The organism is Tautonia rosea (assembly GCF_012958305.1).
Lineage (GTDB): Bacteria > Planctomycetota > Planctomycetia > Isosphaerales > Isosphaeraceae > Tautonia > Tautonia rosea.
In genome coordinates this window covers 101055-119496 of record NZ_JABBYO010000003.1, presented here as the reverse complement: position 1 = coordinate 119496, position 18442 = coordinate 101055, and the positions used below count along the sequence as shown (strand labels likewise).

13 protein-coding genes are annotated in these 18442 nt (G+C 61.6%); 8 read left to right on the top strand and 5 right to left on the bottom strand.

The window, feature by feature from the left end:
• The first annotated feature begins 140 nt into the window (after nucleotides 1-140).
• The 4 genes from HG800_RS05845 (at nucleotide 141) to HG800_RS05830 (ending at nucleotide 6482) form a co-directional block, all read left to right on the top strand.
• Nucleotides 141-2354, top strand: coding sequence for a M28 family metallopeptidase (locus HG800_RS05845; RefSeq protein WP_235963345.1), 2214 nt, complete (start codon nucleotides 141-143; stop codon nucleotides 2352-2354).
• 78 nt (nucleotides 2355-2432) lie between these two features.
• Complete coding sequence (locus HG800_RS05840; RefSeq protein WP_169974754.1) at nucleotides 2433-3899, top strand: APC family permease; 1467 nt, start codon at nucleotides 2433-2435, stop codon at nucleotides 3897-3899.
• A gap of 36 nt (nucleotides 3900-3935) precedes the next feature.
• Entirely contained in the window at nucleotides 3936-5099 is a 1164-nt protein-coding gene (locus tag HG800_RS05835) for an alpha/beta hydrolase (RefSeq protein ID WP_169974752.1), read from the top strand.
• 183 nt (nucleotides 5100-5282) lie between these two features.
• Nucleotides 5283-6482 carry a hypothetical protein gene (locus HG800_RS05830; protein ID WP_169974750.1) on the top strand — a complete coding sequence of 400 codons (1200 nt, stop codon included), beginning with the start codon at nucleotides 5283-5285 and terminating at the stop codon, nucleotides 6480-6482.
• Nucleotides 6483-6497: 15 nt separating this feature from the next.
• Here HG800_RS05830 and HG800_RS05825 read toward each other — a convergent pair whose 3' ends face one another.
• Entirely contained in the window at nucleotides 6498-7199 is a 702-nt protein-coding gene (locus tag HG800_RS05825) for a metallophosphoesterase (protein WP_169974748.1), read from the bottom strand.
• A gap of 202 nt (nucleotides 7200-7401) precedes the next feature.
• Here HG800_RS05825 and HG800_RS05820 point away from each other — a divergent pair, with 202 nt between their 5' ends.
• Nucleotides 7402-9165 carry an alpha/beta hydrolase family protein gene (locus HG800_RS05820; protein WP_169974746.1) on the top strand — a complete coding sequence of 588 codons (1764 nt, stop codon included), beginning with the start codon at nucleotides 7402-7404 and terminating at the stop codon, nucleotides 9163-9165.
• A gap of 300 nt (nucleotides 9166-9465) precedes the next feature.
• On the opposite strand, the gene HG800_RS05815 is transcribed toward HG800_RS05820, so the two are convergent.
• Both HG800_RS05815 and cls read right to left on the bottom strand, forming a co-directional pair.
• On the bottom strand, nucleotides 9466-10470 hold the full coding sequence (locus HG800_RS05815; RefSeq protein ID WP_169974744.1) for a pyridoxal-phosphate dependent enzyme: 1005 nt from the start codon (nucleotides 10468-10470) through the stop codon (nucleotides 9466-9468).
• A gap of 73 nt (nucleotides 10471-10543) precedes the next feature.
• Entirely contained in the window at nucleotides 10544-12007 is a 1464-nt protein-coding gene (gene cls / locus HG800_RS05810; RefSeq protein ID WP_169974742.1) for a cardiolipin synthase, read from the bottom strand.
• Between the two features lie 221 nt (nucleotides 12008-12228).
• On the opposite strand from cls, the gene HG800_RS05805 reads away from it, so the two are divergent.
• The 3 genes from HG800_RS05805 (at nucleotide 12229) to HG800_RS05795 (ending at nucleotide 15195) form a co-directional block, all read left to right on the top strand.
• Nucleotides 12229-13197 carry an NAD-dependent epimerase/dehydratase family protein gene (locus tag HG800_RS05805; protein ID WP_315851978.1) on the top strand — a complete coding sequence of 323 codons (969 nt, stop codon included), beginning with the start codon at nucleotides 12229-12231 and terminating at the stop codon, nucleotides 13195-13197.
• Nucleotides 13198-13301: 104 nt separating this feature from the next.
• Nucleotides 13302-14498, top strand: coding sequence for a sulfite oxidase (locus HG800_RS05800; protein ID WP_169974740.1), 1197 nt, complete (start codon nucleotides 13302-13304; stop codon nucleotides 14496-14498).
• 37 nt (nucleotides 14499-14535) lie between these two features.
• Nucleotides 14536-15195: a c-type cytochrome gene (locus HG800_RS05795; RefSeq protein WP_169974738.1), complete on the top strand. Its 660-nt coding sequence runs from the start codon at nucleotides 14536-14538 to the stop codon at nucleotides 15193-15195.
• A gap of 81 nt (nucleotides 15196-15276) precedes the next feature.
• Here the strand turns inward: HG800_RS05795 and HG800_RS05790 are convergent, their stop codons facing one another.
• Both HG800_RS05790 and HG800_RS05785 read right to left on the bottom strand, forming a co-directional pair.
• Nucleotides 15277-16359, bottom strand: coding sequence for a peptidylprolyl isomerase (locus HG800_RS05790; RefSeq protein WP_169974736.1), 1083 nt, complete (start codon nucleotides 16357-16359; stop codon nucleotides 15277-15279).
• A gap of 251 nt (nucleotides 16360-16610) precedes the next feature.
• A complete protein-coding gene (locus tag HG800_RS05785) occupies nucleotides 16611-18203 on the bottom strand; it encodes a hypothetical protein (RefSeq protein WP_169974734.1) in 1593 nt (530 codons plus the stop codon).
• Between the last annotated feature and the right edge of the window lie 239 nt (nucleotides 18204-18442).

Below are 18442 nucleotides of genomic sequence, written 5' to 3'. Positions count from 1 at the left end.
CGATGCATCGGAAGTCGTCTGAACCAAGATTCCCAGGATTGATCTTCCTGCTCGTGCTGACGACGGCTCCAGCTTCTGGTCAGGCAGACGATCTTCGTCCTCCGGGAGTTTCATCTGCGCAGGCCGAGAGGCTCACTAAGATGGAAGCCCTTGCAGTGACGGTCCCGAACCCGGACTCGGCCCGGGCGATCCTCCGCCGCCTGACCGAGGAACCGCACGAAGCCGGGACCGAAGCAGGTTACGAGACGGCGGTCTTTGTTCGGGATCAGCTACGCGAAGCGGGCTGGAACGCCGAGTTTGCCGAGTATGAGGTGTTGCTCAACGAGCCGGACGGCTTGACCTCAGTAACGATTGTGCGCCCCGATCGAATCGAGCTGAAGGTGATCGAAGACCCGAACCCGCTCGACAAGGATTCCGCCAGTCCGAACGCCTGGCCCGCGTTTCACGGCTATGGCGTGTCGGGAGACGTGACCGGGCAGATCGTCTATGCGAATTACGGGACGGCCGCCGACTTCAAGGCGTTGGAGGGCCTGGGGATTGACGTGGCCGGCAAGATCGTCCTGGCGCGCTACGGGGCGATTTTCCGGGGGCTCAAGGTCCTGAACGCCCAGCGTCGGGGGGCAATCGGGGTGTTGATCTACTCCGATCCGATCGACGACGGTTACGCCCGAGGAGCCATTTATCCAAACGGACCGTTCCGGCCACCCTCGGCGATCCAGCGCGGCAGCGTTCAGTTCCTCTCGCTCGGGCCGGGAGACCCATCGACGCCGCATGGCCCCTCGGTCAAGGGGGCCGATCGCTTGCCGTTCGACCGCTATTTCGGATTCCCGCTGGCGGGCAAGGCGCCGATGTCACTCGACAATCCCAGCATGAATTATTCGGTATTACCGCATCTGGTCGACGCCTGGGAGGAGGAAAACGGGTTCGACCGCAACGAATACTTCGCTGCGATCCCGTCCCTCCCCATCAGCTACGAGGCCGCTCAGCCGATCTTTGAGGCACTCGCCGGCCCCGAGGTTCCCGAAGGCTGGCAAGGTGGCCTGCCCTTGGCCTATCACGTCGGGCCGGGGCCGGTGGAGGTACGACTGGCCGTTCGGACCAAATACAGCCTCAAGACGATTCACAACGTCATCGCCACCTTGACGGGGGAGTTCGAGCCCGATTGCTGGGTGATGGTCGGCAACCACCGAGACGCCTGGACCTACGGCGCGGTCGATCCGGGAAGCGGAACCGCCGCCACCCTGGAAGCCTGCCGAGCCCTGGGAGAGGCGTACAAGGCCGGCTGGCGACCGAGACGAACGCTTGTCTACGCGAGCTGGGACGCGGAGGAATACGGCCTGGTCGGCTCGACCGAATGGGCCGACGAGCATCGCGACGAACTCGACGCCAAGGCCCTGATGATGCTCAACGTCGATTCCGCCGTCTCCGGGCCGAACCTGGATGTGGACGGTGTTCCGTCGCTCCGAGACCTGATGCTCTCGGCCGCTGCCGATGTGGTCGAGCCGTCCACTGGCCGATCCCTACGGGATGTCTGGCTGGAGGAACAGCGATCGGATTGGGCGAAGTCGGTCCGCTTGACATTACCGGACCTCGACGCTGACGACCCAGAGCCCGTGTTGCCTCCCTTCTCCTCAAGGCTGAATCCCCTCGGCTCGGGGTCCGATTACACGGCCTTCGTTGACAACCTGGGCATCCCGGCTCTGAACGTCGATTTTGGCGGTCGATATGGGGTCTATCATTCGATTTATGATAATTTCTACTGGATGGAAAAATTCGGCGATCCCAGTTTCGTCGGGCACACCACTGCCGCACGGCTGTATACGTTGATCTTGCTGAGAGCGGCCTCGGCCGAGGTCGCCCCGTTGACATTCACTCCCTACGGCGAGGCGATCGAAGACGAATTGAACCGGCTCCGCGAGAGAGTCGCGCGCAAATCGCTGGTGGCGGATGACGAGCCGTTGATCGCGTTTCATGGTCTTGTCGAGCTTTCCCGGGTGATCCGTGACTTCCAGACTCAGGCCGCAAAGCTCGATGAGGCCACGGCTGCCCTGGTGGCGGGTGAGGTACCTCCGGATGAGGGAACCCTGAGCCGCGTGAATCATGCCTTGATGCGCGTTGAACGGGCGTTTCTGATCGAAGGTGGGCTCCCGGGCCGACCGTTCTTTCGCCACGCGATCTATGCTCCTGGACTGACGACTGGCTATGCAAGCTGGCCCTTGCCAGGGGTCCGACAAGCGATCGAAGACTCTCATCAGGACATGATGAACGAACAGACCTCCATCTTGATTGATCGGATTGAGGCTGCCAGCGCCGTCATGGCCGAGGCGGAACAAGCGGCCCGAAACGCGGACTGATCGGGGGAATCAGCAACGGTGATGGGTTCCCCTTCAATCGTCCCAATGCATCATCTCTTTCTTTGAGAGCACGTCTGGATGTCCAACGACCCTCCAAAATCCCAGCGCCCGATTTTACCTCGCGTTCTGGGACCGGCGACGGCTTACAGTGCAATCGTCGGATCGGTGATAGGCTCGGGCATCTTCATCGTGCCGGCAAGGGTGGCGGGCACCCTCGGGTCGATCGGTCTGATCATCGCCATCTGGATCGCTGGAGGCTTGCTCACACTGGCTGGAGCCCTCACGGTCGCCGAGCTGGGGGCGATGCTCCCGCAGGCCGGGGGGCCATATGTGTATTTGAGGGAAGCGTTCGGGAAACTGGCGGGCTTCCTCTTCGGCTGGACCGAATTTCTGGTGATTCGATCGGGATCGGTCGCAGCCCTCGCAGCCGGATTCGCGCTCTATTTCGGAGAGGTGGTCCCAGCCCCGACTGGCATTCCCAAGGCCGGCTGGGACGCGGGTGTCGCGATCCTGGCAATGACGACGCTCGCCGTTCTCAACGTTCTGGGTGCCCGGGTTGGTGGCGGCGTGCAGGTCTTCGGCACCGTGCTGAAGGTCGGCACGATGGCCGCGATGATCCTGCTCCCGCTCCCCTTCCTGATGGGAGTGGCCCGAACCGAGAATCTCTCGCCCATGTGGCCGACGGACCTGAGCGGATCGGTGATGCGGGCAATGCTCGCGGCGATGGTCGGCGTGCTCTGGACGTATGACGGGTGGATCAACATCACGGCACTTGCCGAGGAAATCCGAGAACCCGAACGGAACATTCCTCGTGCGGCCATTCTGGGAACACTGACCCTGATCGCCGTGTACCTGGGGGTCACGCTCTCCTATCACCTCGTCTTGCCGATGGCCGACGTGGCCCAACCTCCTGACGGCCGCAACGTCGCAGGAGCCTTTTTTGTTCGGCTGTTCGGTCTACCCGGCGCCTGGCTGATTGCCCTGGTGGTGATGGGATCGATCTTCATCGCACTCAACGGCAATGCCCTGTCCGGGCCTCGGGCGTACTTTGCCATGGCCCGAGACGGCTTGCTACCGCACTCGATCAGTCATGTTCATCCCAGATTTCACACGCCGGCCAACGCGATCATCATTCAGACCGCCTGGGCAGCGCTCTTGACGGCCGCCGGGGCCATCTTCCTGGTGATCGAGGCGCCTGGTTCAGAGAGTGGCTTGCCAGCCTGGTTTCGAAACGCCTGGGTGAAACTCAATCAGACACCACTTTATGACGTTTTATTTTCTTACGTCATTTTTGGCGCGACGTTCATGTATGCGTTAACGGTCGCATCTGTTTTCGTTCTACGTCGGACGAGGCCCGACCTAAAGCGTCCCTATCGGACGTGGGGCTATCCTTTCACGCCGATGATCTACCTGGCGGGTGCGGCTTTGCTACTTGGAAACATGCTCCAGGAGACGTTTGCCGAGTCGATTGTCGGTCTCGGCATCATCCTGGCGGGTGTCCCGGCGTATCTGGTGATGAGCCGTCGGGGAGACTCGCAACCGTGACGTTTCTGCTCCCTCTTGACGATTCGAGATCCCCACATGATCCTCTCCCTCCTCCTCACCATCGTGCTGGAATCTGACCCGATCTCCGCCGCCGAACTGCGAGACGCGCTGAAGGCACCGATCGACGCCGAGGCGGGGGACCGGCTGGCCGATCGCATTCGAGAACGCCTCCCCGAAGGAGTCGACCCGGCTCGGGGAGCCCATTTTCATGACGAGGGGCTGGCCGCGTTCGTCCTGGCCGTACCGAGCGACGCCAACCCCGCCCCCCGGCTCGAAGGGATGGTGACTCGGCAGCAAGGGCGGGACCTGAAACCGATCGGTGAGACCGGCCTCTGGGCAATCGTGCTGGAAGTCGCCAACGACCAGAAATTCAATTATGAGTTGACCCTGGGAGACGACCGTATCGGTGGCGGGTCGATCGAGATGCCGGGCTGGACCTACCCTCCTGAGTCGTCCGAGCGGCCGGGCCAGGACTACGGCACCTTCCGTGAGTTCAACTTCCGTAGCGAGGTCTTCGACAACGACCGAGCCGGTTGGATCTACATCCCCGGCGCCTACGACGGCTCCGAACCGGCCGCGTTGATGGTCTTCCAGGATGGTGATGCCTACAAGCGCGAACATGTCGGCACGGTTGTTGAAAATTTGATCGCCGACGGCGAGATGCCGGTCACGATCCTTGCCCTCTTGAATCCGGGGGTGAACGACGACGGTGCGCGCAACCGGAGCGTCGAGTACGACACGCTGAGCGATCGCTACGCAACGTTCCTGGCTGACGAGGTCATCCCCCGCCTTGAGTCGGAGTTCAACCTGCGTGATGCCCCTTCGTTTCGGGCCATCGGCGGGGCCTCGTCGGGGGGCATCTGTGCGTTCACGGTGGCCTGGGAACGACCGGATCTGTTTGGAAGGGTTTGCTCCCACATTGGCAGCTTTACGAACATCCGGGGGGGCGGAGCGTATCCGGAGATCGTCCGGGAGTCGGAGCGCAAGCCGATCGTCAAGATCGTCCTGCACGACGGCCGCAACGACCTGATCAACCGCTTCGGCGACTGGTGGGAGGCAAACATCCGGATGCACGAGGCTCTGACCAATAAACACTATGAGGTCGACTTCGTGACCGACGACAGCTACCACGGCTACCAGGCTGCCGGGCGTGTCCTGCCCGAAACGCTCCGCTTAACCTGGGAAGGCTGGACCGACTGACTCGGCTCATTCCGGAGCCAAAGCCGAAACCTGAACGCGAATCGGCCTTGTGCTCCTGGCGCGATTCGCTAAGGTTTGCAGCACACATGGTGGGGCAATTCCGCGCCGATCGGACGCACCTAAAGGGATTGCCCCTGGAACCCCGTCGCGACTGCACCGCCAGCAGGCAAGGAGGCCACTGGCATGAATCGCCGCACGGCCTTGTTCTCGACGATGATGCTCGGCGGTCTGATCGGTCGGGCGGCTCGGGGCCAGGATCGCCGGTCGTCAGGCTTCCGACCGGCCCAGGAAATGGTCGATGAGCCGGGGCTCGATCCGGATCTGCTCGGGATCGGTACTGATCCGCTCGCCCCGGAGATCGGGAGGCGAGGCGGCTCGGATCCGGCTGAGGATCTGCCGTTCACTCCCCCCAGCCAGATCAAGCAGCAAGGGCTCGGCTGGGGCATTTTCAACATTGCCCCGTACACCGCTCTGCCCCACTCTCGAGACACGGCCAAGCCCGAGACGGCGCTGATCGAGTGGGTCTTCAGGCACACCGGGTCAGACATCTGGCACGGCGAGGATCTGGCGGTCCTGAGTGCCACCTCGAAGCAACTGCGCGCTTTCCATCGCGAAGAGGTGATTGCGAAGGTCAATGAGGTCTACAAACGGTTCGTCGATGCCTGGTTCGATGTCTTGACGCTCCGGGTCCGGATTGTCGCGGCGGTCGATCCCAGGTGGCGGCTCGACGTTTTCTCGCGACTTGAACCGGTTCGGCTTGGTACTCAGGGGCGGGGAGGCCCGCAGGCTCAACAAGCCTGGCTCGTAGAGCCGAGCACGACCGAACAGTTGATGGCCACCATGTCGCTGAGCCAGGCGTTCCGGCTCGTCGAGGAGCGAAAAGAGCCGATCGTCAATGGGCAGACGCTCAGCCTCCGAACCGGCCTGAAAGATCCGATCACCTATCGAGGTGGGCTCGACCGCTCGAACACGGTTCAGATCGGCTTCGAGCCCACTGTTGACGCCATCGAGGAAGGAGTCGAGCTTCGGGCCAGCCCGTTGCTTCGAGACGACGGCACCTCGGTCGATCTGGCGGTCGATTTGCGGGCCACGGTCGTCAAGCGAAAGCATCTCACCCGCGTGATTGTCCCCCGTCAGATTGGCCCAGCCGAGATGGATCTCGACGTGCCGGAAGTTGCCCACAGCCGCCTCAACCAGACGATTCCCAAATGGCCGCTTGATAAGACCTTGCTCATCTCGGCCGGGATCCTGCCGGGCATTTTCATGAACAAGGGGGGGCCGCTGAACCTCGGGTTCGGCGGGCCGAGCCAGACCGAGTTGCTCGTCGTTCTCGATCTGCAAAGTAACCTCGAATCGGCCCGACGACGACGCGACCGCCGCTGATCGCGCAGAGCAAACTCAGGCGCGTCGGGCCGAGAGCCGAGCACGCAACTCAGCAAGCGATCCGAAGTCGAGTAATTCCGATCCCGTCCCCGCGACACAGCGCAAAGTGTCGCCACGCAGCGCCTTCGGCAAGGGGGCCGTTCCCACGTCGAGGCCCGCCGCATTCGCGGAAAAGGCCGGCAGCGCAATGGTCCGCTCATCGAACAGGAAGCACGGGGCCGATCGTCCCGCCGCTTTCAAGGTTGGGTGATGATGGCCAAAGACGATCCGGTCACCGGGGATCGCTCGGTGTCCGTGAGCGATCGTCCAGCCTCCCACGCTGATCGATTCCGGCAAGGGTGGCCGTCGTCGCGGATCGTGGTTGCCGGCAATCCGGATGAATTCGACCTGACGTTCAGCGAACCAAAGACGAAGCCTCGTCAAGGATCGTGCCGTCCTCGGACACGGCGCGGCCGACTCGGTCAGGTCTCCCGCGACGATCACCCGACTGATCGGTAGGCGGGCGAGCAACCGGTCGAATTTGCCAATCGTCTCGCCGAGCGAGTGCGACGGCACGACATCCCCCCCCGAGGCCCTGGCCCACTCGTAACCCAGGTGCACATCGGCGACGATCGCAATCCGATCGGCCTCGAAGATCGCGGCTCCCTCCGGAGCGAGCCGCCAGCCGGTCGGGCCATCCACAAGGCCATCGACGAGAGTGTTCGCGCGGGTATGCATCGTGCTGAACTCGACTCCGTGACACATCCTCGACAGAAGGTCCTTCCCCTTGGAATCGCTCACCGGAGTGCCGGGCGTGATTCACTGAAATAATGACGATACCAGGGCGAAGACACCAAGATGAGGATCGTATTTCTCGGGAGGGCTCGACAAGCCACTTCGAGCATCTTTCTCATTCTCGATTGACAATCTGGGTATCCCCATGACCTCTCTGATGCTGGCGACCGTGTTCTTAAGCTCAACCGCGGCAGGCTCGTTCCTTGACGAGGCTTCTCCTGCCCTTGGCCACTGGGTCGGGACGCTGAAGGTCGGTCCCGCCGAGCTGGCCCTCGTCCTCCATGTCACCTCGACCCAGGAAGGGGAATTGGAGGGAACTCTGGACAGCCCCGATCAGGGGTCGTTCGGTTTGAAGATCGACCGGATTTCGCTCGTTGAACAAACACTCCGGTTTGAAAGCCAGACCATCGCGGCAACCTTTGAGGGAACGCTGGCTGAGGATGGTCAGACGATCAAGGGAACATTCAACCAGGGCGGCAGAGCAACCCCGATCACCCTGACCCTGACTCCGGAAGACGAACTGCCCCGGCCCGTTGATGCTCCTGAAACATTGCTTGGGATCTGGCAAGGGCCGATCGAGCTTCCGCTGGGCCAGAAGCTCCGTGTGGCATTGCGGGTAGAACCCGTCGAGGAGACACCGAACAGGCGTCGGGCTGTTTTCGACAGCGTCGATCAGGGTGTCTCCGGAATTCCCGTCACCGCGATCTCGGTCGAGGGGAAGGTTGTCCGGTTCGAGGTCAAATCGATTGGCGGCAGCTTCGAAGGGACGTTGGACGATGATCGTACGCGGATCGAGGGGCAGTGGACGCAATCGATCCTCAGTCTGCCGTTGTCGTTCGAAAAGGTCGATGCGGTCAGTACGCTCAACCGTCCTCAGCATCCGGAACCGCCGTTTCCCTATGCGATCGAGGAGGTGACGTTCACGAATCCAAATGCCAAGATTCAGCTTGCCGGAACTCTGACGATCCCCGAAGGAGACGGTCCGTTTCCCGCTGCGGTGATGGTGAGCGGCTCCGGACCGCAAGATCGGGACGAGACGATCCTGGGGCATAAGCCCTTTCTCGTCATCGCCGATCACCTGACCCGCGCCGGCATCGCGGTGCTCCGATTCGATGACCGAGGGGTTGGAGCGTCAGAAGGTGATCACGCCTCGGCAACCTCGGAAGACTTCGCCACCGACGCCCTTGCTGCCGTGCGGTTCCTGAGCGATCGAGCCGAGATTGATCCCGAGACGATTGGCATCATTGGTCACAGCGAGGGGGGAGTGATCGGCCCAATGGCGGCGATCAAGGCCCCCGAGGAGGTTGGGTTTCTGGTCCTGCTTGCCGGAACCGGCGTGACCGGCCGTGAGATCATCCTGCGGCAAACCGATTTGATCGCTCGCGCCTCGGGTCTTCCGGACGAGTTGGTTACCTACCAGGTCAAGGTTCTGGAGGAACTGACGGCCCGGCTGGATTCGGGCGAGGATGATGCCGTCGATGCCGAGGCGCTTGAGGCGTTCAACCGCAAGCTGCTCGAAAGCCTCAGTCCCGAACAACGCGACGCGATGGACGAGTCGGAGGTCTCGCTTTCACTCTCCAACACCGAGCTGCAACGTCCCTGGTTCCGATTCTTCCTGAGCTATGACCCGAGGCCGACCCTTCGGCAAGTCGCTTGCCCGGTTCTGGCGCTGTTCGGTGAGAAGGACCTCCAGGTCGATCCCGCACAGAATGCCTCCGAGGTGGAAGCCTCGCTTCGCGAGGGAGGCAACAGCAAGTCACGTGTGATGATCTTACCCGGCCTCAATCATCTTTTTCAGCGAGCCGAAAGCGGGGCCCCGCTCGAATATGGTGGCATCGAGCAGACGATCGCTCCTGAAGTCCTCAACCAGATGACGGAGTGGATCCGATCGCAGGTCCAGGGGTCATAAACGCCTCAGACATGCATGGCCTTAAACCCGAACGCCACTGACCAGCAGATCGGTGATCCTCTGCAAGGAAGCCTGAGTCGAGTCTCCCAGTCCAGAGATCACCGAAATGCAGAACATCGCAATGAGTGCGATCAGCAGCGCATACTCAACTGCTGATACGCCGGAATCGTCAGACACGATTCGAGTAAACCTTCGAGCGAGCATCGAATCCGGCTTTCTCAAGACGAGGAGGAGAATTTCCCGGCCAACAGGCATTCTCAGATACCCCGATGAGAAGGCTAGGCCGGGAATGAAACTCTGTCAACGACCTTTCTCAAGCCATCGTTCGGAGAGCGACTGAAACATCGGATCGAGATCAACATTCCCACCTGTCAGAATGACACCGGCCCGCGTTCCTTGGATCTCTGGAACTCGACCCGCAAGTAATGCGGCGACCGGTACGGCACACGAAGGTTCGATGATGATGTTCACTCGTTCCCAGATAAACCGCATCGCCTGGAGAATCTCCGATTCTTCTGCGGTCACGATCCGCTCCAGATGGCGAGAGAGTACGGCAAAGGGCCGGCGACCAAGTGACGTTCGAAGACCGTCGGCCACCGTTCTTGGGTTGTGAGACGGTTGAATGGCTCCCTGTTCGAGCGATCGCTTCGCGTCATCGGCTCGAGCCGGCTCAGCGCCAACCAATCGGGTTCGGGGACTCGTTCCGGCCGTCGCCAGGCACGTTCCGGCCATTAACCCTCCCCCACCGACGGGGGCTATCACGACATCGAGCGGCCCGGCGTCCTCGATCAGTTCCAGGGCGGCGGTTCCGGCTCCGGCAATCACGGACCAGTCGTCGTAGGGATGAACGAGTGTGTAACCATGCTCCTCCATCAACTGGGCAACGGTTGCTTCACGAGATTCCACGGTCGGCTCACAAGAGACCACGCGGGCTCCGTGGCCTTTCGTCGCTTGTCGTTTGATGGAAGGAGCCGTATGCGGCATGACCACACACGCCGGCACCCCTGCAAGTTTTGCCGCCAGGGCCAGCGCCTGGGCATGGTTGCCTGAAGAGTGCGTGACGACCCCCTTGTGTCGCTCGTCCTCAGTCAGTTGCAGAAGGGCGTTCATTGCTCCCCGGAATTTGAACGCGCCGATCCGCTGGAAGTTCTCGCACTTGAGGAAGACCGAAGCTCCCACTCGCTGATCCAGGGCTGAGCAGCTCAGGACCGGGGTTCGATGGGCCAGTCCCCTGAGGCGATCGGCGGCGTCACGAATCTGGTCGATCCCGATCGGAATCTCAAGGGGACGAGTCGAGTCGCTCACGGATGGAGCTCCTTGATGATCGACGATGAATCAGATTGCGAAATACCTCAACGTCTGAAATTCATCGCCAGGTTCATAGATACGGAGAGAAGAGCCGGGCAAGGTTGTCTCGGAGTTGGAGCAGGAGCGATCGACTCCTCAGGGATTCAAGCGATAACTCACGAGCGCGGCGACGTCGATCTTCAAGAGATCGATTGATCTCGTCCGCGAGGTCGGGATCGTAACACTCCACGTTCAACTCGAAATTCAGCACGAGGCTTCTCGGATCCCAGTTGGCCGAGCCAAGGAATGACCAGGCATCGTCCACCACCATCAGTTTCGAATGATCAAACGGCGGCGGAAGGAGTAAGACTCGGCATCCCGCTTCGAGCAAGGGTTCGAGCAAAGGGATTCCAGCCCACTGAACGATCGGATGATTATTCTTCTGAGGCAAGAAAATCTCGACCTTCACGCCTCGCTGCACCGCCGAAATCAAGGCCGCCGAAAGAGGAGGATCGGGAATAAAGTATGGGGTGACGATCGACACGGAAGACCGAGCGACCGCGAGTGCTCCGAAGAGGACCGCTGCCAGCGGATCGTCTTCCATGTCCGGCCCATCGACCACGATCCGGGCAATGGTTTGCCCCTCGCTCGGATGATGCTGGGGGAACCAAAGCTCGCCATCGAGAACTTCCTCGGTACTAAACGCCCAATCATCCGCGAAGGATTGCTGAAGCGTTGTGACGACGGGGCCGCTAATCTCGAAGTGCGTATCTCGGGCATGGACACCGTGTATCGCGCCTGGCTTGCTCAGAAAGTCATCAAGAATGTTCATGCCGCCGGTAAATCCGACATGGCCATCGATGATCATAACCTTGCGGTGATTTCGGAGGTTGGCATATCGCATCCAGTCCGGACGCAAGGTGGGAATGAACAGCGCGACGGTCAGGCCGAGTCGCCGCAGGTGCTCGACGATCGGTGCTCCCTCATGGACCGAACCAAGGCCGTCGATCAGGATGCGAATCTCGACCCCCCGGTCGCGGGCTTTTGAGAGCGCATCGGCTACCAGAACCCCGGCCTCGTCGTTACGAAAGATATAGGTCAAGAGGGTGATCGACCACTTGGCCCGATCAATCTGCCGGACCATCGCCGGATAGGTTTCATCACCTCCGTCGAGCAGTTTGACATGGTTCCCCCCCAAGAGCTGGCGTCCCGTCGCCGCGAAGCCAAGCCGGGCGAGCGTGACCAGATGGTCACGTTCCGGGCCGAGCCGTTCAAGCAAGAGGGAATCCGTATATCCTTCCGGGTCGAGCTTGTGAACCGAAGGCCGATCCCGGCGCAATGCCCTGGCCTTACGCTCGATCCGATTGATTCCCAGCAAGACGTAAACGACCGAGCCCAGAATCGGCGAGAGCCAGATCAGACCGATCCAACCGATGGCCGCTCGTGTTTCCTTCTTGTGGAGCAAGACGTGCATTGTGCTGACAAGGCTCACCAAGATGCCCAATCCCGTGATCAGAACGTGTTCCCAGTGAATCGACCCGGCGACCAGCAGCATGAACGTGACCTCGGCAGACAAGACCGAATCAAGGCAAGCCGCCTAGCTTACACGATGCTCGCTCCTTCTGAATCACGATCTCGGAGCCGGCTGTCATCCCGCGGCTGATTGCAGCGATTCCCGGCTTACGCTGGGCATGCGACTTCTGCGCCGATACACTTCGGGAATTCGAACAATCGACACGAGACACCGATGAGGCCCTCGGGCCAGGAGCAATTGGCGTGCGCGTCTTGATGACTGGCGGTTACGGATGCATCGGTTCCTGGGTCACGATGCAACTGATCGAAGGGGGACATGAGGTCGCGATCCTCGACTTGAGACGCGACACGCATCGCCTCGAATTGCTCCTCGACTCCGAGCAACTGGAGCGAGTGCGCTTCATTCCCGGCGATGTGACCGACCCAAGCCTCGTTCGAGAGGCGGCCGAGCAGTTCGGAGCCACCCAGTTACTGCACCTGGCCGCCTTGCAGGTTCCTCTCTGCCGGGCCGATCCGATCAAGGGGGCGCTGGTCAACGTGGTCGGCACGCTGGCGGTTTTCGAAACAGCCCGAGCCTTGAAAGATCAGATCTCCCGCGTCGTTTACGCCAGCTCGGCCGCGGTGCATGGCCCAGGAGTGCCGGACGGGGCCCCATTGGCCGACGAGGTCCGCCTCACCCCGATGACCCATTACGGCGCCTACAAGGTCTGCAACGAGCTGAATGCGCGGGTTTACTGGCTCGACCACGGTATTTCGAGCATCGCGCTCCGTCCCTGGACCGTCTACGGTGTCGGTCGAGACTTCGGCATGACCAGCGAGCCGACGAAAGCCATCAAGGCTGTCGCCGCTGGCCGCAACTACGCCATCAGCTACGGTGGCCTCCAGGACCTTCAGTATGTCGGAGACGTGGCCGCCGCCTTCGTCCGGGCCCTTGATGCCCCGTTTGAGGGGGCCGACGCCTTCAACGTTCGGGGGGACGTCGTGTCGATCGAAACCTTTGTTTCCACCTTCGAATCGGTCGTGCCCGACGCGAAAGGGCGCGTCACACACGGATCAAATCAGTTGCCAATCGCCCCGAGTCTTGATGAAAGCCGACTGCAGGCGCAGCTCGGCCCCTTGCCTCGGACAAGCCTCGACCAGGGGATCGCGGAAACGTATCAACGCTTTTCAAGCCTTCGAGAACAGGGACGGCTCGACCTCTCGGATCTTTGATTCTCCCTGTCGCTCGGGGCGGGAATTGGACCCTGAGCCAAAGCGGGATAGAATCAACCACAACAGCCCCAGGGTATCGAAACCGATCGATCGGAGTTTCTGCAATGAGCCAGGATGACACGAATGCGATTCCGAAGTCGAACCGCCGATCGCTCCTCCGTCGAGCTTTGGGCGGCACCGCGGCGGGAATCGGCATCTGGTCCTGGCGAGGGTCTGAGGCGCTCGGTTGGTTCACCGGAGCCGACGAGACTGACCGTGAGCTGATCATCCGAAACCTGGTCCCCCTCGATGCCGAAACACCGGTGACGAGCCTGGGACGCTGGATCACCCCGAACGATCTGTTCTTCAAGCGCAGTCACTTCATCGAGCCGGCCATCGTGCCCGAGCCGTGGCGGGTGGAGATCAAGGGGCTCGTCGATCGGCCAATCTCGCTGTCTCTGGACGACCTGGCAGAGATGGAGCAGGTCACCAGACCGGTCGTGCTCCAGTGTGCCGGAAACGGCCGAGGGTTGTTCCGCCCGAATGTTCCGGGCATTCCCTGGGCAAGGGGAGCGGTCGGCAACGCGGAATGGTCCGGAGTACGCTTGGTTGATCTGCTCGATCGGGCAGGTGTGCGAGACGGGGCGAAGCACGTCCATCTGCTCGGGGCCGATACCCCCCCACACCCGAAAACACCCGCGTTTTTCCGGAGTATTCCGCTGGTCAAGGCGGTCGATCCGATGACGATGGTCGCCACCCACATGAACGGCGAGCCCCTGCCCGATCTGCACGGTGGGCCGCTTCGACTGATCGTTCCGTGCTGGACGGCGAATCATTCGCTCAAATGGCTGCGCGAGATCACCCTGGCCGACGAGGAAGCTCCCGGATTCTACCAGCGAACCGGCTACCGCATTCCCCGAGAACTCGCCCCGCCAGGCTCCTGGATCGAGGATTCGGAGGGGGAACTCGCACCCGTCACCGCGATGAACGTCAAGTCGCTGATCACCGCTCCTGGCGAGGGACAGACGCTCTCTTCAGGGCCGATTGAGGTGAGCGGCGTCGCCTGGACCGGCCCCGGTCGCATCACCGAGGTCCAGATTTCGATCGACGGCGAGCCCTGGCAATCAGCAACCCTGACCGGGCCAGACCTGGAAGGCTCCTGGAGGACCTGGAACTTCTCCTGGAACGCGATGCGCGGATCGCACACCCTTCGCGCCCGAGCCATCGATTCCCACGGCGAACGCCAGCCGGAACAATCCCCCTGGAACCGGAGCGGTTACCTCTGGAATGCGATCGAATCGATCACGGTCGAGGTGGCCTGACGCCCACGTTCTTTTCTTCCGAGGATCGGATCGAGTAATGCAGACACGAATCGTTCTTGTCGCCCTCTGCCTGACGGTCGTGATGGTCATCGGCGCTACCGATCGAATCGCGATGGGATTGGCTCCCACCCAGGTGGCCCCTCGTCACGATGATGCTGGGGATGACGACCGGGCCTTCTCGCGTGAGTTGGGACGCCGAACCCTTGAAGGCAACTGCCTGATGTGCCACTCGGTCGAGATGATCGAGACTCAGCGTCTTACTCCCGAACAGTGGGCCGCCGAGGTCGAGAAGATGGTCGGCTGGGGTGCCCCCGTTCCTCCCGAGGAAACAGCGCTGCTGGTTGCCTACCTGGCCGAATCGTATGCGACTGAATCCGACGCTCCCGTATTCGATCGGCAAACGCTCGACGAGGCCCGATCCTCGACTCGCCCCGAGCCCGATCCGAACGCGCTTCCCGAAGGCCAGACCGAGCGAGGTGCGGCCGTTTTCACTGAGCACTGCGCGACCTGCCACGGCTCCGACGGTTTTGGCGGCGACCTCGGGGTGAGTCTCATCGCCCGCCCGGTCCTGCTCCGGCCGGTTGATTACGCCGAGATTCTCCGCAATGGCCGCCACCGAATGCCCGGCTTCCAGATCGTTCTGAGCGATCAGCAGGTCGCCGACACCCTCGCCTGGCTCCAGGATCAGTCCCGATAACGGAAGTCGTTCGAGGGACCTTGCCCCCCCTCTGCAGGCAAAAGGGGGGCACGTGCCGAACTCAGGACGCGATCAGGGTGATCACCTGGGCGATCGTCCGGGGACGGTTCCTGGGGTCGGGGCTCCCGGAACACCCACCGAGGGAGTCGGCGCGGGAAAGAAGTTCTCGGGCATCGGCTTGATGTCAATCTTCGCTGATTCCCTCGCCTCTTCGATGATGGTTTGTTGAAGTTCTTCCCCGTAGACTCCTTCGATTGCGTCTCGAATCTGCTCGAAGGTAACATCCTGGCCGGAACGGCGATCGGTCACCTTGATCAGATGGAACCCATACTCGGTCTCCACCGGATCGGACACCGCACCGACTTCCAGCGCGAAAGCCGCCTCGGCAAACGGCTCGACCACCTGACCTCGTCGGGAAAAGTAGCCGATGTTGCCACCGTCGGGAGCTTCCTGGTTGCTTGGGTCTTCAGAGAACTTGTCGGCCGCGACGGCGAAGTCGAGCGCATCCGTATCGATCTGCTGCTTCAATTCGACCAGTTTTTGCCTGGCTGCCGCTTTCTCGGCATCGGTCGCTTCAGGCTCGACCCGGGCAAGGATGTGGCTCGCCTGAACCGTTGTTCCTGTGAACAAATCCTTATTTTTCTCAAAATATCCCCGCATGGTTGCTTCGTCGGCCCGTGATCGCAGGTACTTGGACCACTGGAGGTTCATCGCCAGGCGTTCACGAAGCTCGGTCTCGGTCAGTCCCATCTCGGCCATCAGGCTGTTGAGGCTTCCCTGTCCGCTCTGCTGAAGTTGCTGGCCGAGCTTCGCGACCTCGGCATCCAGTTCCGCGGCCGTGATGGCGACCTTCTGTTCCTGAAGAAATCGAGCGAAAAGTTCCTGATTGACCAGCGCATTGATGGCTGTGGTGTAGACTTCCTCTCTCGCATCGGCAGGGATCGCGAACTGCCCGAGGAAATCAAGCACCTGCGACCGGGTGATCGTTCCCCCGTCGAAGGTTGCCACCACCGGATCATTGGCCGAGGAGGTTGCAGGGGCCTGGGCCGGAGCCGAACCAGACGGCCTGACGGAGGGCGGAGCCTGCGCGATCGCGGCACCGGCCATGAACAACAGAAGGGCAAGTGCCGCCGGCGACAGAATGCGTCGGTCGATCACGCACATGGATGGAGCCTCCGTGACGATGGATTCGAGTCGAGAGTTACGATCGCTCTTGAGTCTTCTACGGGACACCTGACCGCCGATCCGTTAGCAGTGCGGCCCGAGATTGAGATCGCGACGCATTATACGGCTCTTTGCTCGCCGTGTTGAGAGCAAGACGCCGGGGCCTCTCGCCTTCTCAATCGCCGTCGACCGAGGAACCGCTCACCACTCGAATCGCGACCGAGGCTCCCTCGAACCTTGCGAGTTGAAGATTACCCGAAGAACCACCAACGAGCACCCCGGGGCGCCGGTCGGAGTCGAATCAAGGTCCGCTCAGAGGCCAGGTCGGGCAGGAGCAACCCCACGGCCAGCGCCGCAGCTCCGATCAAGGCGGTACGAAGGACCCGAGGTCGTGTCGGATCAGGTTCTTCTTCAGGTGATTGCTCCGCCTCTTGCTCGGAGTTGACCGGGGCGGGTGGGTCGATCGCGGCGACCAGGGCAGCCAGGTCATCGGGAATTGGTAGCGGGAATTGGTCGGGAGTGAGGATCGAAGGGGTCCCCCGAGTGGTCCGAAGTCCCATCACAAACATGGGAAAGGCCCCGAAACCGGCGACTCGAGCAAGGCCCTGCCCTTCGGACTCCGGAACCAGCTCGATCGGAAGGGCAGAGAGGTCTGCCAGTGAAGCCTCGGCATCGGAATCGCCGACCTGTGTGGCGATCTGCTGGCCACCGATCTGCTCACCCTCCCCCGAACCACCGGTGACAGGGTCGGAAGCCATGAGCAGGGTGTCAGCGAATTCGTCGATTCGAGGTAATCGATCGGAGACATCTTGCTCCCCGCGGATCTCGGGCCCTGTGGCAAGAAACCCGCCCACGGTCGAGGCGCCTTGCATCGGCAGAGGCCGGACCAGGCCGCCCGCAAAAACGGAGGATCGACCCGACTCGCCCGCGATGAGTTCGATCGTGGCTCCTCGCCCCGAAGCGAACTCCGCCATCGCGAATTCGGTTCCTTGCCTCGCGTCGAGATTCACGAGAATCGACGGGCTGAATCGCGCCGCTTCTCCCAGCAGCGGGACTTCCTGATTGAGGAACTCGTCTCCGACCGCCGGCGACTCAACCTGAGTTTGCCCCGAACCAGGGAACCAGTTGACCGGTGGCGGATCAGCCTGACGAACATTGAGCAGGTACGAGATCGGCGTGTCCGACACAGTAGGAGGGCCGACCGCTTCAATCCCAAAGAACAGTGTGGTTTGCCCCGTGGGAACCAGTGAGAGCAGCCGCACATCGAGTCGATCAGCCGAGGCATCAAGCCACCAGAAATCAATCAGGTCTCCCTCGGCATCCCGCAAGGAGACACGCAGGGCCGCAACACTGGCATCGAAACGATCTTCGAACCGCACCGCGTAGGAAAAGCTCAGGGCGCGGGATCCAGGAGCCAGCGTCAGGCGAAACAGATGACCGTCCTCTCCGGAAACGACCGCACCTTCCCACTGAATCGACGGTGTCGAGAGCAGGTCTTTCGCGGATTCCGGATCGAACGCAAACGGGAAATCGCTCTCCGGCAACGGAATGCGATCGCCCGGCCGATTTTCGTTGAAGTTGAGCCAGGATGAGACTCGCCACGGAAAGGACATGGTCACGCGAGACAGAGCCGGTGGCGTGTCCAGCTCCTGATCGACAACAACGTCTGGAGTTTCCAAGTCCCAGAGCGTGATCGTCTGGCTTGGAACGGCGAGCGCGATTGGCTCGGCCTCGCTCAGTGGATCGATCGGACTGAGGCCCGTCGCGAGCATCGCCCGCGCTTCGAGACATTCCAACCGAGCCGGTCGAGCCTTTCGAAATCGACGACGGACGGCTCGAACCACGGTCCTGTCTCCTCAATCCCTGGTGTTCCGGCTCGACCTGCCGCCGGCAAGGTCGGACATCCCCGCATCATCGTCCGGCCCAAACCCAGCAGGCGCCGGCTCTTGGTCGTCAGTCACAACGATTCGTCCGACGAGTACTTCGCTCTCTTTTGGACGGAATTCGAAGCCCATCCCCGACAGTTATTCCCAGATTTCTTTCTTTTCCATGACGTTCCCACGCAACTGATCCGGTGGCCTTG

Coding starts and splice junctions, on each gene's coding strand:
- HG800_RS05845 (WP_235963345.1), top strand. CDS start 141: ATGGAAGCCCTTGCAGTGACGGTCCCGAACCCGGACTCGGCCCGGGCG.
- HG800_RS05840 (WP_169974754.1), top strand. CDS start 2,433: ATGTCCAACGACCCTCCAAAATCCCAGCGCCCGATTTTACCTCGCGTT.
- HG800_RS05835 (WP_169974752.1), top strand. CDS start 3,936: ATGATCCTCTCCCTCCTCCTCACCATCGTGCTGGAATCTGACCCGATC.
- HG800_RS05830 (WP_169974750.1), top strand. CDS start 5,283: ATGAATCGCCGCACGGCCTTGTTCTCGACGATGATGCTCGGCGGTCTG.
- HG800_RS05825 (WP_169974748.1), bottom strand. CDS start 7,199: ATGCATACCCGCGCGAACACTCTCGTCGATGGCCTTGTGGATGGCCCG.
- HG800_RS05820 (WP_169974746.1), top strand. CDS start 7,402: ATGACCTCTCTGATGCTGGCGACCGTGTTCTTAAGCTCAACCGCGGCA.
- cls (WP_169974742.1), bottom strand. CDS start 12,007: ATGCTGCTGGTCGCCGGGTCGATTCACTGGGAACACGTTCTGATCACG.
- HG800_RS05800 (WP_169974740.1), top strand. CDS start 13,302: ATGAGCCAGGATGACACGAATGCGATTCCGAAGTCGAACCGCCGATCG.
- HG800_RS05795 (WP_169974738.1), top strand. CDS start 14,536: ATGCAGACACGAATCGTTCTTGTCGCCCTCTGCCTGACGGTCGTGATG.
- HG800_RS05790 (WP_169974736.1), bottom strand. CDS start 16,359: ATGTGCGTGATCGACCGACGCATTCTGTCGCCGGCGGCACTTGCCCTT.